The sequence below is a fragment of the Anaerostipes faecis genome (assembly GCF_910574135.1).
Taxonomy (GTDB): domain Bacteria; phylum Bacillota; class Clostridia; order Lachnospirales; family Lachnospiraceae; genus Anaerostipes; species Anaerostipes hominis.
This window is the reverse complement of record NZ_CAJSYK010000018.1, coordinates 17,253-31,097: the sequence shown is the minus strand read 5'-3', so window position 1 is coordinate 31,097 and position 13,845 is coordinate 17,253. Positions and strand designations below refer to the sequence as shown.

Here is a 13,845-nt window from a genome sequence, read left to right as displayed (position 1 = left end):
TCCCTCCTATGGTATTATTTTACAATTATTCTTTATGATTGTAAAGCAGTTTTTTGTAAATAATTGTTTATTATTTTTATATATTCTTTACATTCCAGGCATCCTTTTTCTCTCATGATTCTCATAAAATGAGATCCGATGATCACCCCGTCTGCCCCATGGCTGCACACAGCCTTCACGTCTTTTAGCGTCTTTATGCCAAATCCCACATAGACAGGCAGGGCTGTATTTTTTTTTAAAAAATGAACAGTCCGTATATATCCGTCCGGCAGGCGCGAAAAAGATCCGGTCTTCCCATTTCCGCTCATGACATATGCAAAGTTTGCATTCTCAGCCAGTAGTCCGAGCATTTGAACTTCCGTCATAGTTTCATTATATATCTGAACCGGTTTCATCCCGCTATCTGCCCTTATCACTTCATCCACACATAAAATGCCGTCGTATAATTTTCTGTCCAGTTCAGATAAACAAAACTTTTCCATACCCTCCTTATACGTCATTAGTATGATACGGAATTTATACTCTCTCCGTATTTTCTGCAGCCACCTTACGATCTTTTCCCTGCCAATTCCTGAATCGAGCACCTGCTTGTGGCTTTGCCTGATCAGATCACCGTCCAGAAACGGATTCCCGACCGGAATTCCCAGCTCCAAAACAGGAACTTTTTCCTCATCCAGCATATCCAGCATTTGAAAAAAAGTATTTTCATCAGGATAGCCAATGGTCATATACAATACAAGATCTTTCATCTAAATGCCTCCCAGAAGTTTTAAAAGTCCTCCTAAAAGCGGTCCGTATAAACAATAGTCAGTCTCACTTAATATTCTCATGATCGGAGCATAAGTTCCGATCATTGGAAGCAGGAGTGCCTGGCCTATGATCAGAATCAATCCGTTCAAAAATGAACCTGCAAACGCACCCCGGATCCCGCCTGTGGAGTTTCCAAAAATAGCCGTAACCGCCCCTGTAAAGAATGTAGGGATCAGAGCCGGAAACACAACGACCGGATAATTGACTGCTCCTAAAATCCCCATGCCGATAAATCCTGCGGCCAGGCTCACCAAAAATCCAAAAATAACGGAAGTTGGATAATTGGGAAACAGCAGCGGCACATCCAGTCCGGGAACTGCGTTCGGAATTACCTTATCTGCAATTCCATGGAATGCAGGGATGATTTCTGACAAAAGCATTCTCACACCGGTGATGATCACCGTAATCCAGAGTCCAAACTGTAAACCGTTCAGCAGGGAAAAACTGATGATATCTCTGCCTTGACTGACCTGCTGCACAACCCATCCCGGACCGCTGATCAGAGAGATTACGAAAAACATCAAGGTCATTACGACAGTAAGTGCAATCGTCATTTCTCTCAGGAAATTTAATTTCTTCGGTATTTTAATATCCTCCAGATCCTTTTCTTTGTTTCCCACAAGTCTGCCGATCTTTGCAGCCAGCCAGATACCGCAGGAACTGGAATGTGCCAGGGTAAATCCTTCCCCTCCCTTGATATTTTTCATCAGAGGTGCCACGTAGGCACATGTAAAGGTCATATAGCACCCTAACAGGACGCTCCTATGAGAACTAATGGTATAAAGCTTAAATTTGTCCCAAATTTTAATGCCGCCGCAATCAGCCCAGAAAAGAAAAATGAGACATGGGCAGAAAGATGTACATACTTAAATTTCGTAATTCTCGCCAGCAAAATATTCATCAGAAATCCAAGGGCAAAGATCAGGGCCATCTCACTGCCTATGTCCCCAAGGCTTTCTGCCTGTGCGGCTCCCAGATCCTGTACTTTTACCTGGAGACGGAAGACTCTTATGAGCATGGGCTGAAGAGGAAGCAGTGCAGCCCCAAGCGTCTGTCCTCCTGTATTGATCAGCAAAAATCCAATCATTGTCTTAACGGTGCTTGCAACGATTTTAGACATCTCCGTTTTTTGTACGAGCATTCCCAGAAAAACGACCATTCCTATGACAAACACCGCCTGATTAAAGACGTTGTTGATCAGGTACATTAATATATCCATATTTTATCCTTTCTCTAATCACTGTCTATATTTCTTTTATTGTTCTTAAAAGCTGTTCTTTCAGATAAGACTTGTCCATCATATTATCGATCCTCACGATTTTCGCTCTGGAAGCATGAAGAAGGTCTGCAAAATCAGATGTGGTGATCACAATGTCAAAGGTATCGGGATTGACAGAACCGATGTCTGCCGCCTCCACATTTGCTTCAATCCCTTCTTCCGACAGACTCTGCTGCGCATACAGACGCATCATCATGCTGCTTCCGACTCCTGCTCCGCACACTGTCACTATATTTAACATAAGGCTGCTCCTTTCTTTACAACATCCATAATCTCTTTGGGCGATCCGGCCTTTAAGATCAACTCTATTTTCTCCCTGTCATTTAATATCTCTACCAGCTCCGAGAGTGCTGTCAGATGTGTCTGGTGATCGACTGCGCAAAGGCCTATGACAATTCTCACAGGATCATTGACCTTATGGCCGAATACGACCGGCTCTTTCAATGTCATAAGGCTGATCCCGATCTTTTTTGCACCGCATTCAGGCCTTGCGTGAGGCATGGCGATTCCGGGTGCAATCACGATATAGGTACCGTTTTCCTTCACATTTTGGATCATCGCATCTATATAGCTCTCCTCTGCAAACCCCTGGCTGCATAATAGCCGTCCGCTCTCCCTCACCGCTTCATCTCTGGTTTTTATTTCTGCATTTGTTTCAATCAAGTCTTCATTTAACACTTCTATCAACATTGGATCTCTGTCCTTTCCTTCTGTAATTAACTCTGTGGTTTCGGATTTAAAATACTGTTCCAGTTCTCTTTTCAGTCCTGCTTCATCCCTGATCATTCCATGACGTTTCATAATTTCCAAAATTTCATGTACGCTGATTTTTGTGTCGATGGAACCGAGCTGTTCGCTCAGCCGGTCCATGTCATTTTTACTCAGAACCGGACTGACTTTTATAATTTTTACATTGTCCCGGATTAATTCCACCGTAGAAATGATCAGATCGACTTTCTGACTCCTTAAAATATCATCCACCTTTCTGGCCGGAAAAGCCCCCAGCAGGGAAATTTGAAATCTGCTTTTCAGCTGGGATAAAAGCATCTGTGATGTGCTTGTCCCCGTACTGCATACCACCATAACCCGGGGAAGCCTTTTCTTTTTCTTCTTCTGCCTCTCCAGTGCTGCCGCAAAACAGATCGTCAGAAACGAGACCTCTTCTTCGGGAAATAAAATTCCCAGGTCCTGCTCTGCCAGACAAATCTGGTCCATTACTTTTTCATGAATGAATCTAAAATTTTCCATGACATACTCATACATCGGATTGTCAACACGCATGCCGCAGAGGATTCTGTAATACGCAGGCCTCAAATGTGCCAGCAGCCCATAAAACAGCTGCCGGTCCTGCATCAGTTCTGCATCAAGTTCTGCTTCCATGGCTTTGATCAATTTTCTGACTACGATCTGAAGAGGCAGCCACTGGTTCACAATCTTGCCGAAATTCTTTTCATCCTGCAGGCTGCTTGCTATAAAAAGTGATGAAAGATATGCCTTTTCCTTTTCTGAAAAATAAACACCGAATTTTTTCTCAAGTCCCCTTCCCCTTCTTGCAATGATCTGAAATTCATTTGATTCCTCCAGGCCTGGATAGAGGAAGTCTTCCTCTATTTCTCTGCCATTTCGAATCCTATATACAGAAAATCCGAGAGAAAAGACAATCCGTCCGTAAGCTTCATCGGACAGCCTTGTGTGAAGTTCTTCTTCCAGGTCAGAGACGGTTTGGATCAGCTTTACCGCTTCGTCTTTTCCTATGATGGTGCCCCATAAATTCAGCTCATTGATCAGATTTTTCCCCTGTCTTTCTTCTGTAAGGCACGCAGTCCACGCAGCTCTTACGGAATGTTCTTCCCCTTCAATGCAGATCCCCCTGTATGGATAAGTTACCAGTTTAAGCTCATGTCTGCCCATCCAGCTCTTTACTTTTTTCAAGTCATTGACGATCGTATTCCTTGAATATTGAAAGTGATTGGAAATCTCATCGATGGTAATATAATCAAGAGATTCTAAAAGGTAACGAGTGATCTTAATGCTCCGCTCCCTGGGAGAAATATTTTGGTCCTCCCCGCTCCAGATCATTTTCTGAAGTCTCCTTTTTTCTTGATTGTCCAAACGCAGTATAATTCCTTTGCTTTTTTCTCTGTCCAGATTAATAAAACCGTTTTCACAAAGAAAGTCGCTGATCTGATTCAAGTCATTGTAAGCGGTCCTCATACTGATGGAAAATCTCCGCGAAAGATCTTTCACCGTGATGTATTGATCGTCATTTTGTATTAAGAACAAGAAAATAGTTTTTAATCGATTATTCACCCTTTCTCCCTCCTTAAAACCATTATAAGATTGTATGAAAGGCCGTGCAAAACCAAATATTTTCAAGATGGACTGCAGATGTCTGAACACCAAAAAACTGCACTGAAACGTGCAGTTTTTAATAAATAGAATATAACTTAGATTAATAGTTTTTTATCACTATTGGAGGAACGCATTTCAAAGCGTGACGAAAATAGTGGAAAAAACTCACACGATGCATCCCAGCACATAGAGCACCACGACGCCGGGCAGGCCCAGGAGTGCTCCTGTTCCGATGGAAGCTATGTTTAAATCCACAGGTGCATGAATTCCATTTTTCTGACAATAGATGTGGATAAAAAATACAAGAGCCGAGCAGAACCCTCCTCTCGCCAGCAAGACCAGGAGGTAGGACGGCCTCTTTAAGATTCCGTAAAGCACACAGAGGCCGCAGCCCACCACCATTATGTATAAAAGCATCTGATTCTGATCCATAAAAAATCCCTCCTTATGTCCAATATATGTAGACATAAAGAGGGTTAATCCACTTTTCTATGATTAGCTGAAAATTCCTTTAATGGTATCTACGAATCCTGAAAACCAGCTTTTCACCTTATCAAAAAATCCACTGTCGTTGAGTTTGTTATAAATATCTTTTGCCTGTTCCTTCAGCTGATCCACATTTAAATTAAGGTCTGAGATCTTATCCATCAGCTCCTGAATCTTCTGGCGGTCTGCATCGGAAAGATTGATTTCCAAATCCTTTGCAGACTCATCGATGGCTTTTCCGATTTCTGCCGGAGTCTTTAAACTGTCCTCAGCAACCTTCTGTTTTACATCTGCGATCAGTTTTTCCGCATCTTCTTTTCCGATGCTCTCAGATACCTCACCTGTTGTGATCAATTCGTCGGTTGCAGCATCCTTGCTCTTTTCGGGAATCTTTTTTCCGGTCATTTCCTCATAGGACTTCATGACGCCCACCAGTGCCGCTGTTCCGGATATTTTAAACGGCCCGGCCACCTTCACCTCTGCGTCTTTAATCCCCGCAGTGACAAGGGCATTCTTATACATCCCTTCCGTACAGTATGTAATATTTTCTGTGGTAACATTGACACCGCTTCCGCCGTCGGTCTTTTTGACTGTGACAGACGATAACGCCCTGCTGCCTATGACCTTGCTTGAAAGATAATCGCCCAGATATTCATGTTCCTCTTTATTTGTAACTGTAATCAACGTATAACTGCTTGTGTCGCTCACACCGAGCAGTTCCAGTACTGTCTGTTTTTCTTTTGAACTGAGATCTGCCCCTAATGCCAGATACTGATCGCTGTCTATACTGTCCGCTTTAACAAACTTAGACGGCCCCCATGAAAATGTCATGACCGCAGCCAAAGCCAGAGCTGCCGCCCTGAATAAAACTTTTCTTTTTCCCATCTTAATTTTCCTCCGTAAATTATTCTTACCTGTTTAGTTTAACATATCGGTCCCTTATAAATAGCAATAAAAAGCTTATTTTTTTCTTACACTTTTGTTCACAGTTTGTTCATAATCTTATCAAATTCCGCTCACATTTTCCGCTTATACTAAAATCATAGTAATTAAACAAATTTGATTGCTAGGCTTTTAAAATTTTTTCATAACCGGCCGGGAGCTTTACGGTTCCCGGCCTCCTCTCCGTCTAGGCGGATTTTTTTCGTTTCCTGATGCAGATCACTGCAAACACAATCCATCCCAGGGCTGTTAAAATGACCCCTTCTTTAAATCCTTCAGGACAGTATTTAAGCTCAATCTCATGCTTTCCTCCAGACACATCCACACATAGAAATGCATTTCCGATTGACTTTGCATCTGTCTCTTTTCCGTCCACAAGAACCTTCCAGCCCTTATCATACGGGATTGAGAAAAATACCGGTCCTGCCTCTGACATATTTACAGAGCCTTTCAGCATGCCGCTTGAAGACTCTCTCAGATGAAATGCCTGTTCCTGCATTTTCCCGTACAGGTCTTTCATGGAATCCTCGTCTAAAGATGCCAGAGTGACTCTCACCACGCCCGACATAAGGTCATCTTCTTTCAGTTTCATGTTCACAGTGATACGATCACCCTTTTTTAAATCTCCCAGATAAATGCACTGTGCATTCAGCCTGCCGCTTATATATATCTCATTGTTGCGGTAAATGGCGGTATCTTCCACCTGGCTTCCGTCGAAATGAAAATAAAGCTTTCCGTCTTCTGTGACCGGAATCTCAAATACCATGTTGTCGGAAAGACTTGCGGTATTTTCAAAGACATACTCCCCATCATTGCTCTGAGTAATCTTGCAGGCGTTGGTTTTCGGCTGTTCTGTCTTGATCATGTGAAAAATATCATTTCCCCCGAACGCATCACCGGACAGTCTGTTCTGTACGAGGAACGGATTAACGTCGTCATACTTCCATTTGTACGCTGACTCTTTCATACCGTATCCAACCGCCGTAGAATATGGGTTCTCATATACATTTACATTGCCGATGCGGTCCAGATATTGAAATTCTGTGGTATTCGTATCCGATGTCCTTAACAAATTATACTTCACTCCGAGAAGATTATTGGTAAAAGGGGTTGCCCCCTCATACAGGTACTCATTGATTCCCGTATAAAATCCCAGGTCGTCCATGATATCCACTACACTGCCGAGGGCCGTGGACCCAAACATGGTGACCCCGTTTAGTGTATGCCAGATGCTCTCATCGAGCATTTTGCCCTTGACCAGTTCCATTCGCCGGTCCGGACCTGTTTTGTATTTGTCCTTTACCTTCTGGATATCTTTTGTATCCCCGAAATATTCAGTGACCAGCACCTGGCCGTTCTCAGAAAAGCCGTAGACTGCCATCCCGGCTGTTTCTATGGCCAGCAGAACCGAGCATATGGCAATCATCCCTTTTCTGGACAGCGTTTTTCTGTCGTACACAGCAAATACCAGGAGATACACGAAAATCGCTGCCGTTGTCAGTGCCAAAACTTTGCGGTCAAAGGCTTTTGTATTCAGGAGGCTTGAGATCCCAACTGACATACAGAAGATGCCGCAGGCAATACAGAGCTTCCATGCCTGTTCTCTTCCTTCCCTCTTGATGACCAGTAGTCCGTCATAGGCCATAATGAGCAGAAGAAAAATATATAAATATGCAAACCGGTTTGGTATTCCGTACTGATTGTGAAATCCGTGCCATATATAGCCAAGGAACGGCATATTAAAGCTGAAAAACAAAAGTATCAGAAGCATTGCACGTTTTATTTTTGTCTTCCACGAAATCCGTGAGGCCATGAAATAGAACAGCACGAAGATCAGTGTCAATATCCCGCAGTAGAGATTAATCTCCCCGTCGTTGACAGAGTTGGTAATCGGCGCAGTCCCCAGGAAATGCCGGCAGTAGAGATCCGCAAAATTCCCATACCAAAGTTCTTTAGGAAAATCCCATTTTGCAGATGAGGTTTTCATTATTCCCAAATATGCCGGAAGCAGGACGGCCCCCGCCATCATTGCCGACAAAACAGAATATCCTGCAAATTTCAGACCGTTTACAAAAAAGTCTTTCACTTTTTTATGGTCATACATTAAATACCACAGTATGAGAAACAGACATGTCATGAAAGACATGTAAAAATTACAGAGCAGGGAGAAAAACAGGGCAGCACAGTAAAGCCTTCCGTCCCGCTTCTTTATCAGCCGGTCTATGCCCGCAAGGATCAGCGGAAGCATCATCATGACTTCCAGCCACATGATATTCCAGCTGTACCCCACGATATAACTGCTCAGGGCATAACAAATTCCAAATGCAGTGATGCTCATATCCTGCCTTTTTTTATCTCTGGATCTGAAATAATATGCCGCACTCAGCCCGCACAGGGCAATCTTTATAATATAGAGATGACTGAGAACCATGTTCAGCATTTCTTTCGGAAAAAGTACAATAATAAGGTTCAGCGGACTGGAAAGATAATACGCCCACAGCCCCAAAAAGTTGAAGCCGAGGCCGCCATGAAAAGAATAAAACAGGCTGTCCAAAGACCTGAGCTTCTCATGATAATCCGCAAAAAATGGAAGATACTGATGCAGTGCATCCACGATCAGAAAGGAGTTGTTCCCAAAGGGTTCTACTTTCATTATGACTGCAATTCCTTCGAGGATGAAAAACGGCGCAAGGAATGCCCATATTAAATATTTATTCCGTCTATAAAAATTTCTTCTTTTTGGCATCTTCTCTCTTCCACCTCCTGATCCGACGGTTAATTCCCATAATCATATCATATCGTTTTTTTAACATGGATATGACACTGCCGTGTGTAAGTTCGGTAACATTTCCGCCGTGCCTGCGGTACAGTAAAAGAACATCTTCTAAAAATACCGGGTTCCCAAGCTGTTCAGCGAGAAGCCCGATCCACTGGTCATGAATCCAAATGGAATCCGGAACAGGAAGAATACGGTTTAAGATATCCCGCCGAAATGCCATACAGCATCCTATATAGGAATTCTTTTTTATGTTCTTCCAAAATCCCGGACCGCTGTCCCTCCACTGAAATGTCGTCTCATCCAGAGGTTTTAATCTCTCATTAGAAATCTGCGCATTGTGGACTGCCACCGTGACATCCGGGTCTTTAAAGCAGGCTGTCACTTTCTCAACCTTTTGGGGCAGCCAGACATCATCCTGGTCGGCCAAAAAAACCAGATCTCCCGTGCAGTGAAGCAGACCGTTCTGAAAATTTTTTACCACTCCCTGGCCCGGGCCCCTGATCAATTTTAAACGGCCGTCATTTTCAGCCATCTCCCTGAGCAGTTCCCCGGAACCGTCCTGATCGGAATCCACGGAAATGATCAGCTCATCTTCTGCTCCAAGCTGTCCTAAGATCGATTCCGCCTGTTCCTTTATATATTCTTTCCCATTATAATAAGCAATGACAACTGAATTTTTCATTGTGTTTCCTTTCTTTATACCGCCGCATCCCCAGCAGTTCCCCGTCGGCGTTCTGCGCTCATTATATCATACCCCGAAAAAACATGAAATCTTTTCCTCATGCATTTCCCGTTTTTACTTCAACACATTAAAGCAGTAATTTACTATTGTCTTATGAGATTTTATCCTGTATAATGTTATCGATAAAAGTCCAAGCAAAACAAAATACTGAAGTATTTTTTCAAGGAGGATACACAATGTCATATGTAGATGAAGTAATTGAGAAAGTGGTTGCCCAGAATCCGGCTGAACCGGAGTTCCATCAGGCAGTCAAAGAAGTACTGGAATCTCTTCGCGCAGTCGTAGAGGCCAATGAGGAGAAGTTTAGAAAAGAGGCTCTGTTAGAGCGTCTTGTCAATCCGGAGCGCCAGTTCAAATTCCGCGTGCCTTGGGTAGACGATAATGGACAGGTACAGGTAAACACCGGTTACCGCGTTCAGTTCAACAGTGCCATCGGACCTTACAAAGGCGGACTGAGACTTCATCCGTCTGTAAATCTTGGAATCATTAAGTTCTTAGGTTTTGAACAGATCTTTAAAAATTCCCTTACCGGTCTTCCGATCGGCGGAGGAAAAGGCGGAGCTGATTTTGATCCTAAAGGAAAATCAGACAGAGAAGTTATGGCATTCTGCCAGAGCTTCATGACGGAACTCTGTAAATATATCGGTGCCGACACAGACGTCCCTGCCGGAGATATTGGTACGGGCGCCCGCGAGATCGGATATATGTTTGGACAGTATAAAAGAATCCGCGGAGTATACGAAGGTGTGCTCACAGGAAAAGGATTATCTTACGGCGGATCTCTGGCACGTACAGAAGCTACCGGATACGGACTCCTCTATCTGACAGACGAAATGCTCAAATGCAACGGCAAATCTCTCAAAGATGCCACCATATGTATTTCCGGTTCCGGAAACGTTGCAATCTACGCTGCCCAGAAAGCACAGCAGTTAGGTGCCAAAGTCGTAACTGTCTCTGATTCCACAGGCTGGATTTATGACAAAGACGGAATCGATGTAGATTTATTAAAGGATGTAAAAGAAGTGAAGCGTGCCCGCCTTACCGAATATGCTAAGGCTCGTCCAAGCGCAGAATACCACGAAGGAAGAGGCGTATGGACCATTCCTTGTGATGTTGCCCTGCCATGTGCAACTCAGAATGAATTAGATATCGAAGATGCAAAAACATTGGCTGCAAACGGATGTTTCGCAGTCGCAGAGGGTGCAAACATGCCTACCACCCTGGAGGCAACAGAATACCTTCAGGCAAACAATATCTTATTTGCTCCAGGAAAAGCTGCCAATGCCGGCGGTGTTGCTACATCTGCACTGGAAATGTCCCAGAACAGCGAACGTTTAAGCTGGTCATTCGAGGAAGTGGACGGCAAATTACAGAACATCATGGTAAATATCTTCCACAACTTAGACGACGCGGCAAAACGCTACGGCATGGAAGGAAACTATGTGGCCGGTGCAAATATCGCAGGATTTGAAAAGGTTGTTGATGCGATGACAGCACAGGGAATCGTATAGAATACATACAATTTAATGCAACTAAAAAATACCGGGAACTGTGACTGGTTTCCGGTATTTTATTTCATTTATTCTCTGGATTTTTAAGTACTTTCAGTTCGTCTTGTCTCAGGTAATTCTTAGCAATACCAATATCTTTTTTAATTGGTATCTCTCCGGAAAATGAGGTTAAACCCATAAACGGCTTGTTTGCATCGGCACGTTCATAAATCACTTCTGCAGCAGTATGCCCATGTGCAGCAAAATGAAGTTTATTTTGTACAATCTTAAAAAAACGAATGGATTGAGCACTTTTAGGATACGTTCTGTTGCCCAAATACGAAACTTCGTAGCGATGATTGATTTTACACGGTAGCCAAGTGAAATAATCATATCAAGATTATAATGTATTACATTATAGCTTTTTCCTCCAGTTCACCTTCCTGAAATATATGTTTAATATGTTCGCTTACTTACTAAATAGCTCCAGCAGCCAGAAATAATTTTCTAAAGAAAAAACATGTTGCTCCGAAATTTGCAACATGTTTTTTATAAATAACGTCTTAATCTTTCTGCCTTAAAACACTTTTGCCGTATAAAGATCAGCTTAGTATTAGAAAAACTATCGCAGGTGGCACCTTTGATTTCTAAGCAGCCTGCTCCAGCAGATAATATGTCCATTTTCTACACGATTGGAGTGAGGCATTCTAAGAGCCGAACGGAAATCGTGTGGAAAATGTCATAATACCTTACTCAAAAATTCTTTCGTCCTGTCTTCTTTCGGATAGTCAAATATCTGTTCCGGTGTCCCGGCCTCCAGAATGACACCGCCATCCATAAACAGGACCCTGTCAGCCACCTCTCTTGCAAAGCCCATCTCATGGGTGACAACCGCCATGGTCATCCCTTCCTTTGCAAGCTGTTTCATAACCTCAAGAACTTCTCCGACCATTTCAGGGTCAAGGGCTGAAGTAGGCTCGTCAAACAGCATGATATCCGGTGACAGAGCCAGTGATCTGGCGATGGCCACACGCTGTTTCTGTCCTCCAGACAGCTGCACTGGATAGTTGTCCGCCTTGTCGCCGACGCCTACGCGGTTTAGCAGCTCCATGGCCTTCTTCTTAGCCTCGTCTGGCGTCATCATCTTGTGACGAATCGGGGCTAACGTCACATTATCAAGAATAGACAGGTGAGGAAAAAGGTTAAAATGCTGAAACACCATGCCTACCTTCCGGCGGAGTTCATCCACATCAACCCCCTTCTCCATGATGTTCATACCGTCAATGGTAATGTCACCTTTTGTAGGTGTCTCTAAAAGGTTGAGACACCGTAAGAATGTACTCTTTCCGGAGCCGGACGCACCTATGATACAGACACATTCTCCCTTCTCAATGTGGCAGTTGATGCCTTTCAGGACTTCCAGAGAGCCGAAATATTTGTGTAAATCTTTAACGTTTATCACTCTGTCTCAGCCTCCTTTCCACAACCCCTAATACAAGAGTGAGAACCTTTACAACCAGATAATAAATAATGGCTGTTCCGATCAGAGGAGCAAACGCTTCATATGTTCGTGAAGTAACAAAATCCGCAACCTTCGTCAGGTCAACGATGGATACGTATCCCAATATAGCTGTTTCCTTGATCAGGACAATAAACTCATTTCCCAATGCGGGAAGAATATTTTTTACCGCCTGTGGAAGGATGATATCTTTCATTGTTTGTCCATAAGACAGGCCCAGAGAGCGTCCGCCTTCCATCTGTCCATGATCTACTGCAAGGATTCCTGCCCTGATGATTTCTGCGACATACGCTGCACTGTTCAGCCCGAACGTCACCGTACCGACGATCAGTCCGTCTACCCCTTTCAGAACTACAAAATACATGATCAGCAGCTGCGTAACCGTAGGGGTTCCTCTGATAATATCAATATATACATATGCTATTTTAGATAATAATGTACTTTTCCCTCTCCGCTCTGCTGTCATGCGCATCAGTGCAAGAATGGTTCCCAGCGCTACACCCAGGATAATCGCCAGCAGAGATACCAGCAGAGTCATTTTTAGTCCGTCCAGGTACATCAGGTACCGCTGCTCTGCTATAAAAGCCCGATAATATGAATCTAACATGTCAATATCTTACCTTTCCTGTAAACTACTTATCGGAATTATCGATGTATTTTGCTTTGAGCTTATCGTAAGTTCCATCTTCCTTGATTGCCTTTAACTGTTTGTTGATCTCTTTCTTAAACTCTTCGTTTCCTTTCGGAAGTGCCAGGCAGTAGTATTCTGCTCCCGCAGAGTCAATGACTAATTTCAGCTTCTTGCTGTTGTTCTTTACAAATTCCTGAGCAGGCTTTTCATCGATGACAACTGCATCCACTGATCCGTTTTTCAGATCCATGACTGCATCTACACCTTTTTTAAATCTTTTTACCTTTGCCTTCTTTACAATAACTTTTTCTTTTCCCGGCTCACCGAATTTATCTCCGGATGAAATAAGGTCTCCTGTAGTTCCTTCCTGAACACCGATTTTCTTTCCGTCCAGCTGAGACAGTTTTGTAATCTTGCTGTCTTTTTTTACGATGATAGCCTGATTGGATGTATAGTAACTGTCTGAGAAATCTACTGCATTCTGGCGTTCCTCTGTTTTTGTCATTCCCGCTGCAACTACGTTGATGGTCTTGGACTCCATAGAACCGATCAAAGATTTGAATTCCATATTCTGAATCTCGATCTTCTTATCCATGCGCTTCGCAATTTCTTTCATAAGCGCAATGTCGAAGCCGTCAACCTTTTTATTGTCGTCAACGTACTCAAACGGAGGGAATTCCGCATTGGTTCCTACAATGATCTTTTCCGGTATTTTGCTCTCTTCTTTTTTGCTGCATCCTGCAAACAGCATTGTTGCTGCCAATACACCAGCCAGTGCTACGGTTAAAATTTTTCTCATGATCTTCTCCTTCTTA

11 protein-coding genes and 2 pseudogenes are annotated in these 13,845 nt (G+C 43.3%); 1 reads left to right on the top strand and 12 read right to left on the bottom strand.

The window, feature by feature from the left end:
* Positions 1 to 32 precede the first annotated feature (32 nt).
* The 8 genes and pseudogenes from QGT46_RS12160 to QGT46_RS12125 all read right to left on the bottom strand — a co-directional run bounded on the left by QGT46_RS12160 (position 33) and on the right by QGT46_RS12125 (position 9,330).
* Positions 33 to 749, bottom strand: a complete 717-nt coding sequence (locus QGT46_RS12160; protein ID WP_024729235.1) for a tryptophan synthase subunit alpha — start codon at positions 747 to 749, stop codon at positions 33 to 35.
* Positions 750 to 1,951 (bottom strand): annotated as a pseudogene (locus QGT46_RS12155) (PTS ascorbate transporter subunit IIC).
* A gap of 103 nt (positions 1,952 to 2,054) precedes the next feature.
* Entirely contained in the window at positions 2,055 to 2,330 is a 276-nt protein-coding gene (locus QGT46_RS12150) for a PTS sugar transporter subunit IIB (protein WP_024729233.1), read from the bottom strand.
* The gene (locus QGT46_RS12145; RefSeq protein WP_301591019.1) at positions 2,324 to 4,399 is read right to left on the bottom strand and encodes a BglG family transcription antiterminator; all 2,076 of its coding nucleotides are present in this window, start codon (positions 4,397 to 4,399) and stop codon (positions 2,324 to 2,326) included. Before QGT46_RS12145 ends, QGT46_RS12150 begins: the two co-directional genes overlap by 7 nt.
* A 207-nt stretch (positions 4,400 to 4,606) precedes the next feature.
* On the bottom strand, positions 4,607 to 4,873 hold the full coding sequence (locus tag QGT46_RS12140) for a pro-sigmaK processing inhibitor BofA family protein (protein WP_024729231.1): 267 nt from the start codon (positions 4,871 to 4,873) through the stop codon (positions 4,607 to 4,609).
* A 63-nt stretch (positions 4,874 to 4,936) separates the two neighbouring features.
* Complete coding sequence (locus QGT46_RS12135; protein WP_024729230.1) at positions 4,937 to 5,812, bottom strand: DUF1002 domain-containing protein; 876 nt, start codon at positions 5,810 to 5,812, stop codon at positions 4,937 to 4,939.
* 244 nt (positions 5,813 to 6,056) lie between these two features.
* Positions 6,057 to 8,615 carry a YfhO family protein gene (locus QGT46_RS12130; RefSeq protein WP_148459909.1) on the bottom strand — a complete coding sequence of 853 codons (2,559 nt, stop codon included), beginning with the start codon at positions 8,613 to 8,615 and terminating at the stop codon, positions 6,057 to 6,059.
* A complete protein-coding gene (locus tag QGT46_RS12125; protein ID WP_301591015.1) occupies positions 8,590 to 9,330 on the bottom strand; it encodes a glycosyltransferase in 741 nt (246 codons plus the stop codon). The genes QGT46_RS12130 and QGT46_RS12125 overlap by 26 nt, the downstream gene beginning before the upstream one ends.
* 236 nt (positions 9,331 to 9,566) lie before the next feature.
* Between QGT46_RS12125 and gdhA the strand changes: the two genes are divergently transcribed.
* Entirely contained in the window at positions 9,567 to 10,901 is a 1,335-nt protein-coding gene (gene gdhA, locus QGT46_RS12120) for an NADP-specific glutamate dehydrogenase (protein WP_024729227.1), read from the top strand.
* 79 nt (positions 10,902 to 10,980) lie between these two features.
* Here the strand turns inward: gdhA and rhuM are convergent.
* The 4 genes and pseudogenes from rhuM to QGT46_RS12100 form a co-directional block, all read right to left on the bottom strand.
* Positions 10,981 to 11,353, bottom strand: a pseudogene (rhuM, locus tag QGT46_RS17330) (RhuM family protein); the annotation flags it as partial.
* A 266-nt stretch (positions 11,354 to 11,619) separates the two neighbouring features.
* Positions 11,620 to 12,342 carry an amino acid ABC transporter ATP-binding protein gene (locus QGT46_RS12110; protein WP_024729226.1) on the bottom strand — a complete coding sequence of 241 codons (723 nt, stop codon included), beginning with the start codon at positions 12,340 to 12,342 and terminating at the stop codon, positions 11,620 to 11,622.
* Complete coding sequence (locus QGT46_RS12105) at positions 12,329 to 13,006, bottom strand: amino acid ABC transporter permease (protein ID WP_024729225.1); 678 nt, start codon at positions 13,004 to 13,006, stop codon at positions 12,329 to 12,331. The genes QGT46_RS12110 and QGT46_RS12105 overlap by 14 nt, the downstream gene beginning before the upstream one ends.
* 25 nt (positions 13,007 to 13,031) lie before the next feature.
* Positions 13,032 to 13,829 carry a basic amino acid ABC transporter substrate-binding protein gene (locus QGT46_RS12100; RefSeq protein ID WP_024729224.1) on the bottom strand — a complete coding sequence of 266 codons (798 nt, stop codon included), beginning with the start codon at positions 13,827 to 13,829 and terminating at the stop codon, positions 13,032 to 13,034.
* Positions 13,830 to 13,845: the final 16 nt, after the last annotated feature.